This is a genomic window from Povalibacter sp. (assembly GCF_036520495.1).
Lineage (GTDB): Bacteria > Pseudomonadota > Gammaproteobacteria > Steroidobacterales > Steroidobacteraceae > Steroidobacter.
Map to the genome: position 1 here is coordinate 1 of NZ_DATDJO010000030.1, position 22,367 is coordinate 22,367.

At 63.8% G+C, this 22,367-nt stretch carries 20 protein-coding genes; 9 read left to right on the forward strand and 11 right to left on the reverse strand.

The window, feature by feature from the left end; translation table 11 throughout:
- Positions 1-60 precede the first annotated feature (60 nt).
- Positions 61-834 carry an alpha/beta hydrolase gene (locus VIZ63_RS10905; protein WP_331609629.1) on the reverse strand — a complete coding sequence of 258 codons (774 nt, stop codon included), beginning with the start codon at positions 832-834 and terminating at the stop codon, positions 61-63.
- Between the two features lie 233 nt (positions 835-1,067).
- On the opposite strand from VIZ63_RS10905, the gene VIZ63_RS10910 reads away from it, so the two are divergent.
- Positions 1,068-1,763 carry a YoaK family protein gene (locus VIZ63_RS10910; protein ID WP_331609630.1) on the forward strand — a complete coding sequence of 232 codons (696 nt, stop codon included), beginning with the start codon at positions 1,068-1,070 and terminating at the stop codon, positions 1,761-1,763.
- Between the two features lie 239 nt (positions 1,764-2,002).
- On the opposite strand, the gene VIZ63_RS10915 is transcribed toward VIZ63_RS10910, so the two are convergent.
- Positions 2,003-2,551, reverse strand: a complete 549-nt coding sequence (locus VIZ63_RS10915; protein WP_331609631.1) for a general stress protein — start codon at positions 2,549-2,551, stop codon at positions 2,003-2,005.
- A gap of 229 nt (positions 2,552-2,780) precedes the next feature.
- Between VIZ63_RS10915 and VIZ63_RS10920 the strand changes: the two genes are divergently transcribed.
- The 8 genes from VIZ63_RS10920 (at position 2,781) to cyoD (ending at position 11,441) form a co-directional block, all read left to right on the forward strand.
- Positions 2,781-4,820 carry an FUSC family protein gene (locus tag VIZ63_RS10920; RefSeq protein ID WP_331609632.1) on the forward strand — a complete coding sequence of 680 codons (2,040 nt, stop codon included), beginning with the start codon at positions 2,781-2,783 and terminating at the stop codon, positions 4,818-4,820.
- Positions 4,817-5,044: a DUF1656 domain-containing protein gene (locus VIZ63_RS10925; RefSeq protein WP_331609633.1), complete on the forward strand. Its 228-nt coding sequence runs from the start codon at positions 4,817-4,819 to the stop codon at positions 5,042-5,044. The genes VIZ63_RS10920 and VIZ63_RS10925 overlap by 4 nt, the downstream gene beginning before the upstream one ends.
- Entirely contained in the window at positions 5,041-5,937 is an 897-nt protein-coding gene (locus tag VIZ63_RS10930; protein ID WP_331609634.1) for an HlyD family efflux transporter periplasmic adaptor subunit, read from the forward strand. Before VIZ63_RS10925 ends, VIZ63_RS10930 begins: the two co-directional genes overlap by 4 nt.
- The gene (locus VIZ63_RS10935) at positions 5,934-7,364 is read left to right on the forward strand and encodes an efflux transporter outer membrane subunit (RefSeq protein WP_331609635.1); all 1,431 of its coding nucleotides are present in this window, start codon (positions 5,934-5,936) and stop codon (positions 7,362-7,364) included. Before VIZ63_RS10930 ends, VIZ63_RS10935 begins: the two co-directional genes overlap by 4 nt.
- A gap of 349 nt (positions 7,365-7,713) precedes the next feature.
- The gene (gene cyoA / locus VIZ63_RS10940) at positions 7,714-8,511 is read left to right on the forward strand and encodes a ubiquinol oxidase subunit II (RefSeq protein ID WP_331609636.1); all 798 of its coding nucleotides are present in this window, start codon (positions 7,714-7,716) and stop codon (positions 8,509-8,511) included.
- Between the two features lies 1 nt (position 8,512).
- Positions 8,513-10,444, forward strand: coding sequence for a cytochrome o ubiquinol oxidase subunit I (gene cyoB / locus VIZ63_RS10945; RefSeq protein ID WP_331609637.1), 1,932 nt, complete (start codon positions 8,513-8,515; stop codon positions 10,442-10,444).
- The gene (gene cyoC / locus VIZ63_RS10950; protein WP_331609638.1) at positions 10,441-11,061 is read left to right on the forward strand and encodes a cytochrome o ubiquinol oxidase subunit III; all 621 of its coding nucleotides are present in this window, start codon (positions 10,441-10,443) and stop codon (positions 11,059-11,061) included. The genes cyoB and cyoC overlap by 4 nt, the downstream gene beginning before the upstream one ends.
- A complete protein-coding gene (gene cyoD, locus VIZ63_RS10955; protein ID WP_331609639.1) occupies positions 11,058-11,441 on the forward strand; it encodes a cytochrome o ubiquinol oxidase subunit IV in 384 nt (127 codons plus the stop codon). The genes cyoC and cyoD overlap by 4 nt, the downstream gene beginning before the upstream one ends.
- A 2-nt stretch (positions 11,442-11,443) precedes the next feature.
- On the opposite strand, the gene VIZ63_RS10960 is transcribed toward cyoD, so the two are convergent.
- The 9 genes from VIZ63_RS10960 to VIZ63_RS11000 all read right to left on the reverse strand — a co-directional run bounded on the left by VIZ63_RS10960 (position 11,444) and on the right by VIZ63_RS11000 (position 22,216).
- Entirely contained in the window at positions 11,444-12,877 is a 1,434-nt protein-coding gene (locus VIZ63_RS10960) for a LuxR C-terminal-related transcriptional regulator (protein WP_331609640.1), read from the reverse strand.
- 134 nt (positions 12,878-13,011) lie between these two features.
- On the reverse strand, positions 13,012-13,626 hold the full coding sequence (locus tag VIZ63_RS10965) for an ABC-type transport auxiliary lipoprotein family protein (RefSeq protein ID WP_331609641.1): 615 nt from the start codon (positions 13,624-13,626) through the stop codon (positions 13,012-13,014).
- Positions 13,623-14,609, reverse strand: coding sequence for an MlaD family protein (locus VIZ63_RS10970; protein ID WP_331609642.1), 987 nt, complete (start codon positions 14,607-14,609; stop codon positions 13,623-13,625). Before VIZ63_RS10970 ends, VIZ63_RS10965 begins: the two co-directional genes overlap by 4 nt.
- A 4-nt stretch (positions 14,610-14,613) precedes the next feature.
- Positions 14,614-15,426, reverse strand: a complete 813-nt coding sequence (locus tag VIZ63_RS10975; protein ID WP_331609643.1) for an ABC transporter ATP-binding protein — start codon at positions 15,424-15,426, stop codon at positions 14,614-14,616.
- A gap of 9 nt (positions 15,427-15,435) precedes the next feature.
- Complete coding sequence (locus VIZ63_RS10980) at positions 15,436-16,560, reverse strand: ABC transporter permease (protein WP_331609644.1); 1,125 nt, start codon at positions 16,558-16,560, stop codon at positions 15,436-15,438.
- The gene (locus tag VIZ63_RS10985; protein ID WP_331609645.1) at positions 16,557-17,015 is read right to left on the reverse strand and encodes an EipA family protein; all 459 of its coding nucleotides are present in this window, start codon (positions 17,013-17,015) and stop codon (positions 16,557-16,559) included. The genes VIZ63_RS10980 and VIZ63_RS10985 overlap by 4 nt, the downstream gene beginning before the upstream one ends.
- A 43-nt stretch (positions 17,016-17,058) precedes the next feature.
- Entirely contained in the window at positions 17,059-19,359 is a 2,301-nt protein-coding gene (locus tag VIZ63_RS10990) for an FdhF/YdeP family oxidoreductase (protein WP_331609647.1), read from the reverse strand.
- 260 nt (positions 19,360-19,619) lie between these two features.
- A complete protein-coding gene (gene poxB, locus VIZ63_RS10995; protein WP_331609649.1) occupies positions 19,620-21,341 on the reverse strand; it encodes a ubiquinone-dependent pyruvate dehydrogenase in 1,722 nt (573 codons plus the stop codon).
- Positions 21,342-21,355: 14 nt separating this feature from the next.
- The gene (locus VIZ63_RS11000; protein WP_331609650.1) at positions 21,356-22,216 is read right to left on the reverse strand and encodes an acetoacetate decarboxylase family protein; all 861 of its coding nucleotides are present in this window, start codon (positions 22,214-22,216) and stop codon (positions 21,356-21,358) included.
- Positions 22,217-22,367: the final 151 nt, after the last annotated feature.

A 22,367-nucleotide genomic window follows, 5' to 3' on the forward strand; every position in this document is an offset into this window, starting at 1 on the left:
CCCCCCCCCGCGACCCTGTTGCCAATTCGTCATCGGGGTGCTCCTGTGATTACACGCGCATCACTTCCCGAGGCTGCGCGCCGCCTTCGAGATGAAGGCCGCGACCTCCCGCGGATGCGACTCGAACACCACATGGCTCGCGCCCTTGATCTCGATGACCTCGCTCTTCGCCCGCTTGTAGTACCAGCGTTCGAGATCGGGATTGATGATCTGATCGTGCTCGGCGACGACACCCCAGCTCGGTTTGGTTTTCCAGGCAGCTGCGGTCAACGGGGTCGAGAACACCGACGCTGCCGCCAGCACCTGGGAATACGCCGCGAATGTCGCCCGTTCGCGCGGCAGGTCCGGCGCGAACAACTTGAGGAAATCGGCGGGTGCAAGATAGGTGTAGCCGTCGGCCGTCTTCCTGATCGCACCCTCGGTCTTGCCCAGGACACTCGGAGTTTTCTTGCCCAGCGTGGCCTCGTCTTCACCCACGTCGGGCGCATGCGCCGCGACGTAAACCAGGCCGACGACCTTCGGATGCACTCCCGCCTCGGTGATGATCGAGCCACCGTAGCTGTGGCCGACCAGCAGGGTCGGTCCGTCCTGCATATCGAGCACGCGCCTGGCTGCCGTCACGTCGTCGGCGAACGAAGTTTCCGGCTCCTGCACCATCGAAACCATGAACCCCTCGCGCGTGAGGATGTCGAACACCGCTTTCCAGCCAGAGGCATCGACCCAGGCACCATGAACCAGAACGATGTTCTTGAGCGGCGCAGCGTGCAGCGGGGGTGCAATGGCAGCGAGCAGTGCCGCTGTCACGACCGTGAGGCAAGACTTGATATAGTTCATACCGATGGCTCCTTGTGAGTGCGAGTGCAGCTTGCCCGCCTTGCATCGCGGCAATGTTTCGACAGCGCCTGCATTGCAATTCGGGTGACATGCGCTGCGTGAGGAATGAAATGCTGCCGCCCTCGCGCGCTGTTTGTTGGATCTGAAACGCCGGCGCTCTCGACCAACAGCGAGCGGTGCGATCGAATCCCGGCTCACTGTGTGCCAACGCAGTGCCGCTACGGAGATGAGACATGTCAGATGCCGACAAAGCCGGAGCGACCGAAACCACAGCGCACATCCTGCTGCCGGTGATGCTGAGCGTGGTCGCGGGGATGGTCGACCTCACTGGCTTTCTGACGCTCGGGAATCTGTTCACCGCCCACGTCACCGGCAATATCGCGATCCTGGCCGCGGTACTGGCGCGGGATGAGGGACCGCGACTGATTCAACTGTTGATCATTCCGATGTTTCTGGTGGCGATCGTCGCAGCCCGCTGCGTCGCGAACATCGCGAGATCACGACGCGTTTCGCCGCTGCGCGTCCTGCTCGCCATTCAGTTCCTGTTGCTGTCGATCGCGCTGACTTTGAGCATCGCCGCCCTTCCCTCTGCACCGGCGCACAGTCCTGCGACTGACGTCATTGCCGCTGTTGTCACCAGCGCGATGGCTTTTCAGTTCATCCTGGTACGAACGATGCTGCCGGGCCGTCCGTCGACCGTCACGATGACTACGAATCTTGCGGACACCGTGCTGCTGTTGCTGGAAGCAAGAACCGAGGTGACGCGCCAACGTCTGCGGCGAACGGTGCCCGTCGTCCTGGGATTCTTCGCTGGCTGCGTGATCGCGGGTGTCGCCGTCAGGTGGCTGCACGATGCTGCCTGGGCCTTTCCGGCAGGTGTCGCGGCGCTCGCACTTCTCATTGATGACCAGGGCCCGGACCGCGAGTGAATTACAGCTGAAATTTCCAGATCGCAATCCGACATCGTCCGCTGCGACTGCTGCGACACACTCCTTCCCGAACGTGATCATCAGCACGTTCTACCCTCACAGCCCCTGCTCAGAGGCGCCGCGCTACCCCCTCCCCCAACCCCAGCGCGGTCGAGCAGGGGCTTTTTTTTCCTCGGGAAAGTACAACCATGGAAGAGGCACTGGCACGCCAACAGATGGCGTGCCAGCAACTGCAACGTCTACTCGGTGACAGGCGCGACCGGTTCAGCCGCGTCGTGACGATCGAACGATGTGGGATTGGTCGATTTGAGCAGCTCGCGCGCCTTCACGATGTCCTCCGTGACGCCATGTACGACCAGCAGGAACTGGTTCGCCTTCAATGCACGCTCGTAACGAAGGACCGAATCCTTCGGGATGCCGATTGCCGTCATTGCGCCGACCAGCGCGCTGGTGCCGCCGACCACCGCGGCACCCGCCACTCCTTCGAACAGCATCGCGGCAAGCGGACCAAGGATGAATACGTGGCCCACCACGGGGACGAACAGGAGGGCGGAACCGAACAGGATGCCCATCAGCCCCCCCCAGAACGCTCCGAGCTTGCCGAACATTTTCGCCCGATCACCTGCATTCAGAAAGCCAACGACGCGCTCCTCGGTCTCATAGTCCCGCGCCACGATCGAGATGCGCTTCATGTCGAAGCCACCCCGCTGCAATATTTTTACCGCGTCTTCAGCATCGATATGCTGGTCGTAGATGGCAACGGCTATTTCTTCGGGAATGGTTTTCATGGGAGCTCCGTATCAGTGTGCTGTGGATCAATGCTTCTGGCATGCGCCACGGCGATGATCCAACGCCTGTAGTTCCTGGGAATTTCTGTGCGGGTTTCAGCAGAAACGTGTCCACCGCGAATTCCCCCGGGCGGGGGATGCAGCAAGGTGAACCGATCAACCACAGTGGGTCGGGTCCGCCGCCGTATCCCGGCCGCCAGTCGCTGCGCATCCAAAGTCCGTGGAATTCATGCGAATACTGCATCAACGCGCTGCCTTCATTGTCGCCAACACCGCGGCGATTCTGAGCGCCTTGTACATCGGGCTCGCCGCCGACCTCGAGCGGCCGTACTGGGCGGTGTTCAGCACATTCATCGTCGCCGCACCGATCGCCGGTGCTGTGCGCTCCAAGGCGGTGTGGCGTCTCGCCGGCACGGTGATCGGCGCCGCTGCCGCGCTGCTGATCGTGCCGCCGCTCGTGCACTCACCACCGCTGCTGTGCCTCGCGATGGCCGGCTGGGTGGCGCTATGCCTCGGCTTGTCGCTGCTCGACCGTACGCCACGCAGCTATGTACTCATGCTCTCCGGTTACACGGCAACGATCGTGGGGCTGGCCGTCGTCGATGTTCCGCTCGCGATCTTCGACACGGCCGTCGCGCGCGTCGAAGAGATTTCCGTCGGCATCATCTGCGGCGCGCTCGCTCATTCCATTTTTTTTCCCCGCACGGTTGCGGTCGAACTCAATGAGAAGACCGCAACCGCAATCCGGATGTGCGCGGGCTGGATCTCGCAAACGCTGCGCGAGCCCACTGCGGAGTTGCAGACCATGGCCGCGTCGCGACGCCTGACGCAACTGCTTGCCGATCTCTCGACGCTGCACACGCATATCGCCTTCGATCTCTCCGACGTGCCGCGCATCGGCAAACACCTGCTGGTACTGCGGGAACGTCTGATGGCGTTACTGCCTGCCATGACCAACGCGCAACTCGCGATCGACAGGCTGCGGGCCAGCGGGGGGCCGAACGCTCCGCTGAATGCACTGCTGGCAGACACCGTGCGCTGGACAGACCAGATCGCAGCCGCTGCCGACGTGCTCGACGGCGGCGGCTCCGCGCCATCCCGCGCAGCTCCACTCGACGCTGCAGCCGGTGAATCGGTCCGCTGGCCGCTGCTGCTCGAGCAGACAGCCACGCACCAGGTGCAGGAACTGATTGCAGTGCTCGAGGATTGCCGGACTCTGGCGCGTGCCATACGCGATGGTGGCGGGCCGCTGCCGCCACATCTGGAAACACAGGTAAGCAGCGCCAGGCGTCTGCCGCTGTACCGCGATTACACGCTCGCGCTGCTGTCGGCGGGCGCCGCCGCGGTGGCCGTCGTCGTCGCCTGCATACTCTGGATCTGGGGTTCCTGGCCGGAGGGTGCGATCGCCGCGCAATTCGCAGCGATCGGCTGCTCCTTCTTCGCCACGCTCGACCGACCGAGCAAGATGCTGACGGCCACCCTCTACGCAGTGCTGCTCGCCCTGCCAGTCGCCGCGTTCTACCAGTTCGCCGTGCTCCCGCGGATCGAGGGTTTCGTCGCTCTCGCGCTCGTGCTCGTGCCGATCCTGCTGCTGTTCAGCTTCCTGCAGGCCATCCCCAAGCTCACCGGCGCAGCGCTGATACTCGCAATTTCCTTCTTCGGCGGGCTCGCTTTCCAGAAAATGTATCAAGCCGATTTCGCCGCCTTCCTCAACATCAATCTCGCCGAGATCGCAGGCGTGCTGATCGCGATCGCGATCAACCTGGTGTTCCGCACGATCGACCCGACCTGGAACGCGCTGCGACTGTCGCGTGCGGCGTGGCGCACCATGGACCGCCTGACCCAGAGCGGCTCGCCGACCGCCGGCACGCATTCGCAACTGGTCGACTGCCTCAGCCAGGTCGCGATGCGGGAGGAACTCGTCGATGCCGCGCGCAGGGATCAGGTTCGCTCGGACACGCTGCGCGGCCTGCGAGTCGGCGCGAACCTGGTGACCTTGAACTCCGTCGAGCGTGATTGCGGCCCCACATTCGCTGCGCCTCTGGAAGCCGTGCGACGCTCGATCGGATCGATCTTCAGCGCCTGGGCCCGCCAGCGCAGTACACCGACGGAAGATCTCATCGGATCGTCACTCGACACCAGCATCAGAACCGTCACTGCGCTGCCACCGTCCGCTGCCCGCATGAAAGCACTGGCGGGACTGGTGGCGCTGCGTATCGATCTTGCCCCGCACAGCGCGTTCCAGGATTTGCAGGAGACGACGGCATGATCGGTGAGTCGTCCATCGCCGGCGTGTTCTTTCCACCGCTGCTGATGCTCGCGATCGGTGCCTTCCTGGTGACGCTGGGCCTGCGCTGGCTGCTGCGTCGCCTGCACCTGTACCGATTCGTGTGGCATGCGGGCCTGTTCGACACCGCCTTGTTCGTCGTCGTTCTGTGGTTGATGTCAGCAGCCACGACCCAGGTGGGATTTTCGGGGAGTGCGATAAGTTGAATACACGCTGGCTGAGCCTCGCCGTCCGTGCCGGGACGACCCTCTGTATCGTGATAGCCGCTGCCATCGGGGCGCGGTGGCTGTGGGTCCATTACCAGATCGAGCCATGGACGCGCGACGGTCGGATTCGTGCGGACGTCGTGCAGATCGGCTCCGACGTGAATGCACTGGTGATCGAAGTGAAGGTTGCCGACAACCAGTTCGTGCAGGCGGGCGACGTCTTGCTGCAGCTCGATCCCTTGCGCTACGAACTGGCGCTCGAAGAAGCGATGGCTGCCATCGCCGCTACGCAGGCAGCGCTCACACAGGCGCTGCGCGAGGAGCGGCGCAATGACGATCTCGGTTCGCTGGTCACGACGGAGCAACGGGAGCAGAGCGCAGCGCGTGTCAAGGAACTGCGCGCTCAGCTCAAGGGTGCGATCGTTCAGCGCAATGCTGCGCGCCTGAATCTCGAACGCACGGTGGTGCGTGCGTCGGTGAACGGCGTCGCCAGCAACGTCAATGTGCAGCCCGGCGACTACGCCGCGGTCGGCCGACCGCTCGTAGCACTGTTGAATGTCGACTCGTTGCGCGTCGAAGGCTACTTCGAGGAGACCAAGCTGCCACTGATACGCGTCGGCGATCCGGCACTCATTCGTCTCATGGGACTCGAACACGACCTGCGCGGCACGGTGGAGAGCATCGCCGCCGGCATCGAGGACCGCGACCGCGGGCCGAGCAGCTCAGGGCTCGCCAACATCAATCCTTCGTTCAGCTGGGTCCGCCTCGCGCAACGCATTCCCGTACGCATTCGCATCGACGCCGCACCGCAGAACGTGAGACTCATCGCGGGTCGCACGGCGACGGTTGCCATCCAGGTGCCGGCTGATCGCAAGCCGGAAGGTCACCCATGAGTCTCGCGGGTACCGCTCGCGGAGCGCTTCTCACGGCGGCGTTCGCTTTGCTTGGCGCCTGCAAGGTCGGTCCGGACTACCGCGTTCCGGAACAGTCACTCATCAATGCGCCGGCTGCCAACGGGCCCTTCATTTCCCACGGAGACAGCGCGCTCGCTGCCGACGATGTACCGGCGCACTGGTGGCGGCTGTACGAGGACGAGGCGCTCGATGCCCTGATCAGCGAGGCGTTCGCTACGAATACCGATCTGCGCGCCGCGGGTGCAGCGCTCGCCCGCAGCGAAGCACTGTTGCGCGAAGCGCGCACCTTGCGTCAGCCGAGCCTGCCCATCGAAGCGGGCATCGAGCGCAGCCAGGTTTCGGGCGAACAGTTTCTGCTGCCCATCCGGCCACCTGTCAGCAACGATTACGAGATCAGCTTCAGTATCGGCTATGACCTGGATCTGTTCGGCGCGATCCGTCGCGGCATCGAGGCCGCCGCAGCGGACCATGAAGCAGTGGCCGCTGCGCGCGATCTGGTACGAATCAACGTCGCCGCAGGGACGGCTCGCGCCTATGCCGATGTTTGCGGCGCCGGGCTCGAGCTGGCCACCCTCGAACGTTCGTTGCAACTGCAGGAGCGGAGCCTCGCGCTGACGCGTGAGCTGCGCGATGCCGGTCGCGCGACCGACCTGGACGTGACGCGCTCGCGGCAACTCGTCGAACAACTGCGCAGCAACGTGCCGCCGCTCGCCGGCGCGCAGCGCAATGCGCTGTATCGACTGGCGACTCTGACGGGCCGCGCTCCGTCGCAGATCGACGCCGGTCTGTTGAATTGCCGCTCGCCGCCTCGCCTGCTACAGGCGCTGCCCGTCGGTGATGGTGCAGCGCTGTTGCGGCGCCGGCCCGATGTGCGCCGCGCGGAGCGTCAGCTCGCCACAGCTACGGCCGGGATCGGCGTGGCGACCGCTCAGCTCTATCCGGATATCCAGCTTGGTGGATCGCTGGGATCGCTCGGCCGAACCGCCGACTTCAACACTCCGCCGACAAATTTCTGGAACATCGGTGGGCTCGTGAGATGGCAGGCGAATCAAAGTGCCGGACGCGCTCGCGTTGCGGCAGCTGACGCCAGTGCACAGCTGGCGCTGGCGGGTTTCGACGGCGTCGTGCTCGAGAGTCTGCGCGAGGCAGAGACGGCGCTGAACACGTATCTGCACGATCTGCAGCGCGAAGGAATCCTGCGCGCGGCACGCGACGATGCAGCGCAGGCCGCTGCCGACGCGCGACAACTGCTCATCGGCGGACGCGCAACCGAGATCGTCGTCATCGACGCCGAGCGCACGCTGGTCGCGGCCGAGCAGTCGCTCGCGCAACTCCAGGTGGCGATCGCCAGCGATCAGGTCGCCGTCTTCCTGGCACTCGGCGGAGGCTGGGGCGACGCGCGCTGACTGCGCGTCATGTCACCCTGCGCCGCTCGCGGGTCCTGCAGCGTACCCGAGCGAGCTGGAGCAACGCCAAGAAGTACTGACCAGGGAAGGGTGCTCGCGCCGTGCGCCTCGCCCTATCCCCCTGAAGAGGTCTTGGAATTGAACTCTGCGGTTACATGCGCACAAGCCGCGGCACTGCGCCCCCATTCGGGGGATTCGCACACGCAGTCCACGCAACGAGTATTCGCGACAGCCGTCTGCGACCCAGGACGGCGCCATTGGAGATGTCGATGCGTCCGCTTGCTTGCATGCTCTCGCACGATGCACACGCAGCGACCTGCTACGGCGGTGCCGCTGGAGTCGCAGCGACATGAGCGGCGTGCTCGATCCACAAGGCATCATCGGCAAGGCGCAACTCGTCATCCTGACCGACGCGCTGGTCATCATGCTCGTGATCGTCATCCCGGTGATCATCCTCACGCTTGCATTCGCCTGGTGGTTTCGTGCGTCGAACACCCGCGCGCGCTATCGCCCGGATTGGCAATACTCCGGACGCGTCGAATTCGTCACGTGGTCGATTCCGGCGCTGGTCATCCTGTTCCTCGCCGGCCTCACCTGGGTGAGCACGCACGAGCTCGATCCGCCGCGGCCGATCGCGAGTGCGAATCCCCCGCTCGAGATCCAGGTGATCGCACTCGACTGGAAATGGTTGTTCATCTATCCGGAGCAAGGCATCGCGAGCATCAACCAGCTCGTCGTACCGGTGGACACGCCGCTGCGCTTCCGCATCACGTCCAGCGACGTCATGAACAGTTTCTTCATTCCGCAGCTCGGCAGCCAGATCTATGCGATGCCGCGCATGGAGAACGTGCTCTATCTCCAGGCGGATGCACCCGGCACCTACGGTGGCCTGTCCGCGAACTACAGCGGTGGTGGCTTCTCGAAGATGCGATTCGCGGTGTACGCCGTCGATGCTGCTGATTTTGATTCGTGGGTCGAGACCACGAAACGCGGCACGCTGGTGCTCGACGCGATCACCTTCGCACAGATCGCACCGCCTTCGACCTTGAGCCGGCCGCTGGCATTCGCCGCCGTCGCACCGGGGATGTATGACGCGGTGCTGGCCAACGGCCGGGCGCTCGCTCCTTACTCACCTGCGGGACGATGACATGCTAGGCAAACTGAGCTGGGCCGCCGTGCCCTTCGACCAGCCCATCATCATGGGCGTGACCGCCGTACTGATCGTCGGCATCGCGGCGATTCTCGCGCTGATCACCATCAAGGGCTGGTGGGGCTACCTGTGGCGCGAGTGGCTCACGAGCGTCGACCACAAGCGTATCGGCACCATGTACGTGATCCTCGCGCTGGTCATGCTGGTGCGCGGCTTCTCCGACGCGATCATGATGCGCACACAGCTGGCGCTCGCCTCTGGCGGCGCGACTGGTTACCTGCCGCCTGAGCACTACGACCAGATCTTCTCGGCGCACGGTACGATCATGATCTTCTTCGTCGCGATGCCATTCGTCGTCGGCCTCATGAACTTCGTGGTGCCGCTGCAGCTCGGCATCCGCGACGTGGCTTTCCCGGTGATGAACTCGGTGAGCTTCTGGCTGACTGCGGCAGGCTGCCTGCTGATCAATCTGTCGCTGTTCATCGGCGAGTTCGCACGTACCGGGTGGCTCGTCTATCCGCCGCTGAGCGAGCTTGCGTACTCGCCGGGAGTGGGCGTCGACTACTACCTCTGGGCACTGCAGATATCGGGGGTCGGAACGTTGCTATCAGGGATCAACCTGACCACGACGATCCTGAAAATGCGGGCGCCCGGCATGGGCTACGGCCGCATGCCGGTCTTCTGCTGGACCGCGCTCGCCTCGAACCTGCTGATCGTCGCTGCCTTTCCAGTGCTGACCGCGACGTTCGCGATGCTGCTGCTCGATCGCTACTGCGGCTTTCATTTTTTCACCAACGACGCCGGTGGCAATCCGATGATGTACATCAACCTCATCTGGATCTGGGGTCATCCGGAAGTCTACATCCTGATCCTGCCCGCCTTCGGCGTGTTCTCGGAAGTCGTTGCGACCTTCTCGGGCAAGCCGCTGTTCGCCTATCGCTCCATGGTGATGGCCACGATGTGCATATGCGTGCTGTCCTTCTTCGTCTGGCTGCATCATTTCTTCACGATGGGCGCCGGGGCCAACGTCAATGCGTTCTTCGGCGTCGCCACCATGATCATCGCGGTGCCCACGGGGGTGAAGGTCTTCAACTGGCTGTTCACGTTCTATGGCGGACGCATCCGCTACCACGTGCCGGTCTACTGGACGATCGGATTCATGGTGACCTTCGTGATCGGCGGCATGACCGGCGTGCTGCTGGCCGTGCCGCCCATCGACTTCGTGCTGCACAACAGCCTGTTTCTCGTCGCTCACTTCCACAACACCGTGATCGGCGGCGTGGTGTTCGGAGTCATGGCCGGATACACGTACTGGTTCCCGAAAGCTTTCGGCTTCACGCTTAACGAGCGCCTCGGCAAGGTGATCTTCTGGTGCTGGTTCCTGGGTTTCTATCTCGCCTTCATGCCGCTCTATTCGCTCGGGCTGATGGGCGCGACGCGCAGGATGCAACAGTACCCGGACCCACACTGGCAGCCGTTCATGATCGCAGCGCTCGCAGGTGCCGTAGTGATCCTGCTGGGCATCGCGCTGACGATCACGCAACTGGTGGTGAGCATTCGCGCCCGCGAACGTCATCGCGTCGCCAACGATCCCTGGGATGGCCGCACGCTCGAGTGGTCGGTGAGTTCGCCGCCGCCGGCGTGGAATTTCACGCTCATACCGCAGGTGAGCACTGCGGATGCATTCTGGCACAGCAAAGTCGCGGGCCTTCCCGGGCACACTGCCGTACAGGCTGAGACGATTCATCTGCCGCGCAACAGCGCGACCGGGTTCCTGATAGCCGTGTTCGCCGTCGTGCTGGGCTTCTCACTCATCTGGCACATCTGGTGGCTGGCCGGTCTTGGACTCGCCGGATGCCTTGCTGTCTGGCTCATGCTGAGCTGGCGTACTGACCGCGAAGTCGCGATACCCATCGGAGCCGCCGCATGAGCGCCGTCGATGCCTCCACCGCACCGGAAGATGTGCCGCTGTCCTTGCGTGGGCCGGCCTCGACGCATGTCCTCGTCGGCTTCGGCTTCTGGTTGTTCCTGCTGTCGGACATCGTGATCTTCGCCGCGCTGTTCGCGACCTACGCCGTGCTTTCCGGGCAGACCGCCGGCGGTCCGACGGCGGCGGAATTATTCGACCGATCGCATGTGTTCGTGGAAACCCTGTGCCTGCTGATCTCCAGTTTCACCTGCGGCATGGGCGCACTGGCGGTACAGCGCTCGAACCTGCGAGCCACCTATTTCTGGTTCGGACTCACCTTCGTCCTTGGCGTGATTTTTCTCTCGCTCGAAATCAGCGAGTTCGCCGCTCTGGTCGCCGCGGGCGCCGGCCCCACGCGCAGCGCGTTTCTTTCAGCGTTCTTCACGCTGGTGGGCACGCACGGACTGCACGTGGCTGGCGGACTGTGCTGGTTGCTCATCATGCTGGCGCAGATCGCGACCCTCGGCTGGCGGCCCATGGTGCGGCAACGGCTGTTCTGCTTCGGCTTGTTCTGGCATGCGCTCGACATCGTCTGGGTCGGCGTGTTCACCATCGTCTACCTGGGAGCCGCTCCATGATCCCGTCCCCCGATCCTGATTCCATCGACGCGCAGGGGCATGCCCCCGGGGCGAGCTCTCACGGCTCCTGGAAAACCTACGTCAATGGTCTGCTGCTGGCGTTGTTGCTGACCGGCGGATCGTTCTGGGCCGCATCGAGCGACGCCATCTACGCTCCTGGCGTGCCGATTCTGCTGGCGGTGCTCGCCATCGCACAGATGGGCGTACACATCGTTTTCTTCCTGAACATATCCAGCGCACCGGACCAGACCAACAACGTGCTGGCACTGGCTTTCGGTGTCATGGTCGTCGGTCTGATCGTGTTCGGCTCGCTGCTCATCATGGCGAATCTCAGTCCCCACACCATGTCGATGCACGAGCTCGAGATGATGCAGCGATGAGATCAGATCAGGCTGAGGCTGGCCGCCTTGACCACCGCTTCGACCCGTGTCTGCGCACCGAGCTTGATGAATATGCGTTTGGCGTGTGACTTGACCGTCTCCGGCGCAATCCCGAGCTGCTTCGCGATGAGTTTGTTCGAAGAACCGTGACGCATCAAAGCGAGGATGGTGTGTTCCCTCGAACTCAGCGGTCCGAACAGCCGGATCTGTCTGGCCCGGGTAACCGGCCGGACGGTGCGGCGTCCCAACAGGCTGCACACGTACGGATGCAGGAAGTGTCGCCCGTTTGCATCGCGCGCCAGGCGATCCTGCGCCCTCGCGATGAGATGCATGATGGCTGGTCCTGCGCTCACGAACGACTGGTACAGCCCCGCGCTGGCACCGATCTCCAGTGCAGCCAGCAACGCTTCGATCGCTGCGGACTGATCGACGTCGCTGCCGAGCGCCTCGGCGACACGAATCTGCAACTGCACCGACGAGTAGGCATCGCCCCGTGCATCCGCGAGTTCGATGAGCCATCGCAGACCAACGACTGCTTCGGCGACGAAGCCACCGGCCAGCAGCGTCCGGCAGCGCGCCAGCATCACCGCCGCGCCGACGCCGTTGTCCCCCGGGTCCGCTCCCGGCCAGCGCGATTGCATTCTGGCGGCGCGCTTGCTCGCCTCCTCGAGGTTACCCGCGCGCAGCAGGATGCCTATCCACTCCTGCTCACAAACGGCAGCCAGGCGATCCCAGCCGCGACTGTCACCCAACGCGATACCGTCGCGCAGCAGGACGATCGCCAGATCGCCATTGTTGCGGTCGACGGCAATTCTCGCGAGCAGCACATAGCAACGGATTGCGACTTCCGCACAGGCGCGGTTGCGTATCGATGGCAGATGGTCGCGCAACCAGCGCTCTGCCTCGGCCAGCTCACCCTGCTCATACAACAACTGTGCGAGCAACACACCGCCAAACAACAGTGCAGGCGACTTGCGCCTGACGCTGCTTTCCAGTTCATCGGACTGTTGCGCCAGCCTGCGTGCGACGCCCAGACGCAGTTGCTGCAACTCCACCGCAGCGTCGAGCGCCAGATCGAACGCCAGGACTCTCACATCACCCTGCTGAGCGGCAGCGCCAATGCGCCGCTGCGCGTGAAAGTTCTGCAACTCGCCGCACTTCCATTGCGCCAGCCGATACAGCGAGACAGCCAATGCGCCATCGCAACCCGCGCCCGAGGAAAACGCGGGTGAACGAACCAACGCCAGCAGAGACCCGTCATCATCCAGCAGCCCGAGCGCTATCGCGCGCAGCATGATCAGCTCGGAACGGAACTCGTCCGCCGCTATCGCCCCGAGCGCCTCGATGTCCTTGTCCAGCCCATCGATCTCTTCGCATACCCTGCCGAGATCCAGCACGCGCAAGCGACGCCAGAGCCTGTTGATGGCGGTTCGCATGTCTTCATGCACCGCAGATGCAAAGTTGTTTACGAACATGGTCGACATGGTTCATGGGAAGACATGCCTGGCGCCAGCCCCCGGCGGGCATGGAGCGGGCTATCCAACGGGCGGCGAAGATCTCCTCCCATGGGCTAGTGCCGATCAGGGGCCGGAAGTCCGGCAGTAACTTCGGCAAGTATTTCCGCAAGCGCGGTACCGTAAGCCTGAACGAGTGCCTCGGGTAATGCCGCTGCCAGGCCGACTGAGCGGGACGATGAGTTCTCGTACACCAGCTGCGGTCGTCGGCCGCGCTGATCGATGAGCGCCAGCTGCAGCGCCAGCACTGCCGCCGGTGGTCGGCCCGGACGGAAATCGCCATAGAGGGCGGTGACATTGATCTCGAGCACAAAGGCAGCGGGCTGCACGCTGCCGGGTTGCGCCACGACCTCGAACAAGCCCGTGCGATCGAACCAGTCTGCAATCCGCACCCCAAGCATGGCAGCGGGATCCGCTGCGAATGCGTGGTACGGGTCGGTGACATACCGGACATCGTCCAGCCGATAGACGAGCCCGGCGCTCCCGAACGGAGCCGCCACGTGCACTCTTCCCACACGAAGCACTTCCGTCGCAGGACGATCCACCGCAGATGCAGGAACTGCCGGCATATCGATCAGGTAAGTCGTCGCCTGCTCGACCGGCCTGCCGATCGAACACGCGGCGCTGGACAGCGCCATGCAAACGACCAGCAATGCACGTGGAGTTTTCATCGTGTCCTCTCCGGAAGCTCGATCTTCGGCGGCGGCCCGCCGAGCAGCACGCCCGCAGGATCACGCTTCAGGACTTCCGACAAGGCGCGCAGATTGTGAGCAGTGGCCCGCAGGTCCTGCACGAGGACGCTCACGTCATACTGATTGTCGCCAATCAGCGCATCGAGCCGTTCCGCGGCCGAATCGATCGAGTCGATCATCCTGTCGACACCGCCACTGTCCGCGAGGCGCCGCAGGCGCGCGCTGATTGCCTCGGCATTGTCGAGGGTCTGTTCGAGCGATGGGTCTGCCACGACGCGCTCGACTCGAGTGAGCGTCGCCGCGGCCCGGCGCAGCACATCATCCGTTCTCGCCGACAACGCCGCGACCGGCAGTTGCTCGAGCTTTGCGTCCGCATGTTCGATGAACGCGGTAAGGCTGCGGCTCAGTTTGGGAATGTCCACATCGTCGAGACTCACCAGGAACGCCTGCACCTTGTCGATGATCTCGCCGGCGACGCTCGGCGCTGACGGCAGGTAGGTGGTCTGCGGCGTCCAGGAGAACGGCAATGGCGGATTTTTCTTTACATCCAGAAAGTCCAGCTCCAGGTATTGCTGGCCGGTGATACCCGCCAGCTGTGTCTGCGCACGCAAGCCACGCCTGATCAGCGTGCCGATGTCCTTGTTCATCTGCGCCGCCGCGGCGGCCGACAGGCTCGCTTTCACGCGCACGACGATGTAGTCATGCCGTTTCTCGATCGGCACATTCGACTCATACGGTGCTGCCGATGTCAGGATCTCGACGACCTGGCCGAGCGGCACACCGCGAAAACTGACCGGCGCGCCGAGCTCGAGCCCGGAGATGGACTGATCGAAGTACGTTTCGAACATGAAGGCGGGCTGGAACCACAACCGCCACCCGAGCACACTCAGCCCGGCAACCAGTCCGGACAGGCTCACGACCACGAGTAGTCCGAGCCGGATGTAGCGCTTGCTGTCTTCCATGACTTCAGCGCTCCCCGCTCGCCCGCAGCGAATCGGGCTGCCGGTTGAAGAAGCGATGCACACGCGCGTCGCTGCTCTGATCCCGCAGGAACGCCGGTACGCCATCCGCGATGACGCCCCGCGCATGCCCGTCGAGCATGATCGCCCGATCGGCGATCGCGAAGATGCTCTGCAGGTCGTGGGACACGATCAGGAACGTGACCGCAAATTCGCTGCGCAGCGCCAGTATCGTGCGATCCAGATCGGCCGCCGTAACGGGATCGAGCCCCGCCGAGGGTTCATCGAGTAACAGGATGTCGCAACCCAGCGCCATCGCACGGGCGATCCCGACGCGTTTGAGCATGCCGCCGGACAGCTCGGCCGGCATGAGCGTTTCTGTGCCGTCCATCTCCAGTTCGTGCAGCAGCATGCGCACGGCCAGGTTCTTCTGCTCGAGCGTGAGCTGCGTAAAGCGATCGAGCGGAAAGCGAACGTTCGCCAGCACGTTCAGCGAACCGAACAGCGCGCCTCCCTGGTACATGACCCCGAGCTTGCGCTGCAATCGGACCTTGCCCGCGGCGTCGGCCTGGAACAGGCTCTCGCCGTCGATGAGGACGTCGCCGCCCGTTGGCCGGTGCAGGCCGATGATGGTTTTCATCAGGCTCGATTTGCCGCTGCCCGAACCGCCGAGGAGTACGACGATCTGGCCGCGATGCACATCGAACGATGCATCCTCGAGCAGCACTCGCGCGCCAAAGCTCAGGTGCAGATTGCGGACGCTGATCGCTGGCGTCCCTGCAGGTGCCGTCACGCGTTTCGCAGCAAGGTGTTCTGTCACGTCGGATACTCAGCTCGTGAGGACGGCAAAGAAGCCATCGATCACGATGATCAGGACGATGCTCGACACGACCGCACGCGTTGCAGACTGGCCAACCGCCGTCGCTCCCGCACCGGTCGCAAGGCCCTGATGACACCCCACCGCGGCGATCGTCAGCCCGTAGCACGCTGCTTTGACGAGACCCAGCAAGAGGTCGCTGGCTTTCACCGCACCGAGCAGTTCCGTGTAGAACTGCAGATACGTCACATCGAAGGTCATCAGCACCAGGACACCGCCGCACAATCCGACGAAGTCCGCCAGAACCGTCAACAGCGGTACCACGACCACCATGGCCAGCAGGCGCGGCAACACGAGAAATTCGATCGGGTCCAGCCCGAAGGTCGCGAGCGCGTCGAGTTCCTCGTTGACTTTTTGCGAACCGAGTTGCGCCGCGAAGGCCGCTCCCGTGCGCCCCGCGACCACGACCGCCGTCATCAAGGCGCCCAGTTCGCGAAGTACGGCGCTGCCGACGCCGTCCACGACGAAGATGACCGCACCGAACTGCCGGGCGACCTGTCCCAGTTCGAACGCGATGATCACGCCCATGAGAAAGCCGATCAGCAACACGATGGGCACTGCATTCGCGCCCGCCTCGGTGGCTATGTCGAGTGCGTCGCGCCAGGTCGAGACTTGCCGCTCTTGCGAACGAAACAAGGCGCGCGCGCAGGCAGCGACGAAGCCGAGCAACTCCACCAGGTAGCCTGCCTGACGCTCTGTCGCGCGACCCACCTGCTCCAGCAAGCCCATGGAGTGCAGGCCGCTGCCGGCGACTGCAAAGTCTCCCGGCACGTAGCGCTGCAGGATGGCGGCGAGGTCGGGTGCAAGCGCGCGTACTTCGACTTTGGCTCCGGGTGCGCGCTCGCGTCGGATCAGGTCGAACAGCATCGCAAGCCCGACGTTGTCGACGAACTCGAGGCGCGACGCATCGACGAGGACGGGCCGCAGCGGATGGCCTTCGATCTGCTCGATCGCTGCCTTCCAGATCGGCGGCGCCGTCTGCGCGGTGATCCGCCCCTCGAGCCGCAGCGTCAGACTCGCGTCCGTATCCATCGACGACGCCGTCAGCGCAGGGCCGGACCCGGCCTTGCGACTCACTGCTTCAGGGCAATGCGCACACCGTCGGCGGACAGGTCCAACCGGAGGCCAAGGTCCTCTTCGATCAGCCTGATGACGACGCCGTGCTCGTTCCTGAGATAGGTGGCCGTGGATCCGCCGGCGAGCGCAACGCCTGCAGCCACGGCGATGTAGTTGCCGGGAAAGTCCTCGAGGCGCTTGAGATCATAGACATGTCCGCGCGCCGTGAAGTGCGCCGCTCCGACGTCGACCACTGAAAATCCCTTGACCGAGATCTGGTGCACTTTGCCGAGATACTCGAGTTGGCCGTTACCCCACGCGAACCCGACACCCGCGGCAACGGTTTCGCCTTTGAGCGTGATCGTGCCGATCGGCGTTCCGTCGGCCACCATGGGTGCTTGAGCACTGACGTCCGCTGCCTGCGCTGCAGCGCCGAGAAACACGGTCGCCAGCAAGGAAAGGATGGTTCTGCGCATTGAAGAAACCTCTGGTGGAGTGGTCATTGACGGCTGCATCCTGTTACGCACCGGGTTCGGCTTTGCGCACGATCACCGGCACGCACTTGTAGGCCGGTGTGCCGCTTTGCGGGTCCATGTAGTCGAGCGGCAGCAGCACGTTGGCTTCGGGGTAGTACGTGCCGACCGATCCGGCGGCAATGTCATGTTCGACGGCGGTGAGTCCGGTCAGGCGCAGTTTGCGGCTCGAATCCGCGAGGCTCTCGATGTCCACCTGGTCGCCGTGCTCCAGCCCGCGTGCGCGCAGATCCGCTTCGTTCATGAAGATCACATCGCGCCTGCCGAAGATGCCGCGATAGCGATCGTCCATGCCGTAGATCGTCGTGTTGTACTGGTCGTGGCTGCGCAGCGTCGTGAGCTTGAGCACTCCGCCGGCGGCAATGGCCGGATCCTCGTTGATTCCCGCGAATACGAGGAATTCAGCCTTGCCTGAGGGTGTCTTCCAGATGCGCTGCGTCGCGGGCAGCGGCAGACGGAAGCCGCCCGGCACACGAATACGCTCGTTGAAGTTCGCAAAATCCGGAAACACGGCTTCGATGCGACCGCGGATCCGATCGTAATCGGCGATCAGCTCCATCCACGGCACGCGCGTCGACGGCAGCGTGGCCGTCGCGATCCCCGCAACGATGGCCGGCTCCGAACGCAGCAGCGGCGATGCCGGCGGCAACTTGCCGCGCGAGGCATGCACCATCGACATCGAGTCTTCCACCGTGATCGACTGCGGGCCGGTGGCCTGAATGTCGCGCTCGGTGCGTCCCAGACACGGCAGCAGGAATGTCTCCTTGCCCACCATCAAGTGCGATCGATTCAGTTTGGTACCAATATGCACCGCCAGATCGAGCTCACGCAGGCCAGTCAGGCCGCGACCGGTATCGGACAACGCCACTGCGAAGTTGCCGCCGAGGCATATCAATGCCTTCGACTGACCCGCAATGATGGCTTGCATCGCGCGGACGGCATCGTGTCCGTGGTCGCGCGGCGGCTCGAAGCCGAAGGTGGACTGGATTCGATCGAGCATCTCGGGTCCCGGCCGCTCGGTGACACCGACGCTGCGATCGCCCTGGACATTCGAATGTCCTCGCAAAGGACAGATCCCGGCGCCGGGCTTGCCGATGTTCCCGCGCAGCAGCAGCAGGTTCGCGATCTGTTGCACGTTGGACGTGCCCCGGAGGTGCTGCGTCACGCCCATGCCGTAGCTGACGATCGTGGCGTTCGATTGCACATAGGCCTGTGCCACGGATTCGAGTGCCGCGCGCGTCAGTCCGCTCGCCGCTTCGATGTCCTTCCAGTCAGTCGCGCTCAGATCTGTCGCCAGCGTAGCGAAGCCATGCGTATGTGCGTCGATGAACTGTGTGTCGAGCACCTGTCCGGGATACCGGGCCTCGAGCTCGAGCACCGCCTTCATGATTCCTTTCAGCGCCGCGGCATCGCCGCCCACCTTGACCTTGTGATAGGCCGACGCGATGCGCGTCGAACCCAGCGGGCCGCGGCCGAGCGCTGCCATCTCGACGGGATCCTGCGGATCGGTGAACCGCTCGAGTGCACGCTCGCGCAATGGATTCAACACGATGATGGGCACGTTGCGCTCGCCCATGCGGTAGAGCGTCTCCATCATGCGCGGGTGATTGGTGCCCGGGTTGTGACCGATGGCAATGAGCAACTCGCACGACTCGAAGTCATCGAGGGAGACCGTGCCTTTGCCGATGCCAATCGACCTGGGCAGGCCGACACTGGTGGCCTCGTGGCACATGTTCGAGCAATCCGGAAAGTTGTTCGTACCGAACTCGCGTCCGAACAGCTGGTACAGGAAGGCCGCCTCGTTCGATGCGCGGCCTGAGGTATAGAGCTCGAGCATGTCCGGCTGCGGCAGGGAACGCAGGATCGTTCCGATGCGTGCGAATGCCTCGAACCATTCGATCGGGCGGTACGTATCCGAAGCGGCGTCGTACACCAGGGGATGCGTGAGCCGGCCTTCATCCTCCAGTTCGAAGTCACTACGCTGCAGCAGCGACGATACGGTATGGGTGGCGAAGAACTCCGGCGTCGCGCGTTTGTGCGTCGCCTCCCAGGTCACGGCCTTGGCGCCGTTCTCGCAGAACTGAAACGTCGAGGTGTGATGCTTGTCCGGCCAGGCGCAGCCGGGACAATCGAACCCGTCTGGCTTGTTCATGCGCAGCAGCGTGAGCGGCGCCTCCGCAAGGTCCATCTGCGTGCGCACTGCACGCGCTACTGCGCGTAGCGCGCCCCAACCTCCGGCTGCACTTGGATAGGGATGTACGCCGGGAACATCGCGTTTCTGTGCCATGGGCTCTCCACGTTTGACTGCTGCAAGCTGGGCCCGTCGAGCTACGACATCGTTGCAGCAGGCCGCGCGAGTGTTTCAGTCGAAACGACGGGGCGGTCCCTGGCACTGGCCAGTCAGGAGAAGCGGAGATTTTCCACGGGGGTACGGGGAGCAGCAGGCGGAACAGAAAATCCCCGAAGACTTTTTTCTGTCCTCTCGTTTTGCCTGCCCCGTGTTCCCCGTGTCCCCCGTGGAGATCCTCTGCGCTGCTCCAGGTCGCATCAGCGCAGCAGATTGACCTTCGCCAGATCGATGAGCTCGCTGGCTCGTCCATCCAGCACGGCCTTCATCATGAACAGGCCGAACTTGTGCGCTTCGTCGAAGGTCTTCGCCGGCGGCAGGACCAGTTCCTGACGCGCCGTAACGACATCCAGCAGTGCAGGCCCGTCGTATTCGAGAACCTCCCGCAGGGCCGCCTCCAGATCCTGCGGCTTCTCGACACGAACGCCTTTGATGCCCATGGCGCGGGCCATCTCGGCAAAATCCGGATTCGTCAGATCGCAGCCCGTATCGAGAAAGCCGGATGCCTTCATTTCGAGTTCGACGAAACCCAGCGTGCCGTTGTTCAGCACGATGACCTTCACCGGCAGGCGATGTTGCAGGAGTGTCACGAATTCGCCCATCATCATCGTGAAACCACCGTCGCCCGACATCGAGATCACCTGACGCCCCGGAAACGCGGCCTGCGCGCCGATGGCTTGCAGCAGCGCATTGGCCATCGAGCCGTGACTGAATGAACCGATCAGACGACGGCGGCCATTCATCCTGAGATATCGTGCGGCCCAGGCGACCGGCGTACCCACATCGCACGTAAAGATCGCGTCGTCATCCGTCAGTTCGCTGACGAGACGGTTCACGAACTGCGGGTGAATCAACTTCGTCCCCGACCCGCCTTCGGCGAGCGCATCGAGATCGGCGCGCGCCTTGCGATATCCCGCGACGGACGCATCGAGATGCGCCGAGTCCGTCTTCGCTTCGAGCAGCGGCAGCAGCGCCTCGAGCGTATCGCCGACCGTTCCGAGCACGCCCACGTCGAGGGCGCAGCGATTGCCCAGAGCGGCTGCGCGGATATCGACCTGCGCGATGCGGGCCTGGACCGGCAGAAACTGGCGGTACGGGAAATCGGTACCGAGCATCAGCAGCGTGTCGCAGGTCTTCATCGCCTGATAGCCCGAGGCAAAGCCCAGCAGTCCGGTCATGCCGACGTCGAACGGATTGTCGTACTCGAGATGTTCCTTGCCGCGCAGTGCATGAACGATGGGCGACTGCAGTTTGCGTGCGAGTTCGATGACGCGATCGTGAGCGCCCGCGCAACCTGCCCCGCACAGTAATGTCACGCGATCTGCGGTGTTCAACAAGTCGGCGAGCGCGCGCAGTTCACTATCCGCAGGCCGCACGATCGGAGCAGCCGGCAGCAACCAGTCGGGCACCAGTTGCGCCAACGGCTGCAATGCGACGTCACCGGGAATGACGACGACAGCCACGCCGCTTTGCGCGACCGCCACCCGCATGGCACGCAACAGGATCTGCGGCAGCTGCTCCGGATGACTCACCAGTTCGACGAAATGACTGCAATCCCTGAACAGATTCTCGGGATGCGTGGCCTGGAAGAAGTCGATGCCGATCTCGCTGCTCGGGATGTGAGCCGCGATGGCCAGGACGGGCACGCGACTACGCTGCGCCTCGAACAGGCCATTGATGAGATGCAGGTTGCCGGGACCGCAGCTGCCGGCACAGACCGCGAGCTTGCCCGTCAGATGTGCCTCCGCACCGGCCGCAAACGCAGCGCTCTCCTCGTGGCGTACGTGAACCCACTGGATCGATTCGAGTCGCCGCAGCGCATCGCTGAAACCATTCAAGGAATCTCCCACCACGCCATAGATGCGCTCCACTCCCGCCAGTGTCAGCGTCTCGACCAGATAGTCGGCTGCGGTTCGGCTCATCCCGATGCTCCCTGCTATTGCAAGTTCGAGGAACGACGGCCACGCAACTTCGATTGCATACCCGCGACAGCGCGCTCGGCGGCATAGTCCCTGAGAATGCGCAGATCCGTCACCGAATACGCCATACCCAGGCGATAGCCACGGCCCACCCGCACAGGCGCGAGCGAGTGCAATTCCTCACCCGCCACCTCGGGAATACTCAGCTCCGCTGCGCCGGCCCAGACGTCGACGATCCTGAGATCCTCGACGAGCGACAACGTGAGTTCGTCCACCGGCGGCTGGCCCTGCCGTCCGGCCTCGAGCTGCGGAAAGAAACGCCGTATCGTGGTCGGCCGATTGAACACTGTCGAGGGATCCACGACGTTCTCTTCCAGTTGAATGCGCGCCGTCGCGAGCCGCTCATCGTGTGCAGCCACGCTCGCGCCGAAGCGACTGCCTCTGGCCAGCGGCGCCGCCGCTGGACCCGGCGCCGAGAAGCTCCTCGTCTGGTAGATGCTCCCGAGCTTCTTTGGAAATCCCTGAATCCAGCCGCGCGCCAACGCCGCATCGTTGTCGACAAAGATGAAGGGACAGTAGTTGACTGCCATGTCACCGAAGCGGGCTTCGACCAGGACGAATGCTTCGCGATACTGATAGCGGGCGGGATCGGTCAGCTCGTCGTTCGCTCCCGTGAACTGCCAATCGAGGAACCAGAAAAAGGCGCGCCCATTGGAATTCTCATCCGGCGTCAAACCCGGCGGCAGCAGAGCAGCGATCGCAGCCGGGCTGGTCCAGTACTCGATGGCGATGTTTTCGCTCGAGTAATGCCAGGGAGGTGTCGGCGCCAGCGGCGACTTCCCTTGCGGAGTCAGCGGCACGGAATACCCTTTGAGCATGTTCGTTGTCCTCTGTTGGCAGGCCACGCATGCCGGCCCCGGCGATTGCTCTGCAACCAACGCGCGGCACGGAAACCGAGGACGCATCGTCCGGCTTGCAAAGTGTGCCGTGCCAGCCCTGTTTGACCGGGGCAACGAGCGTCAAGGAGAG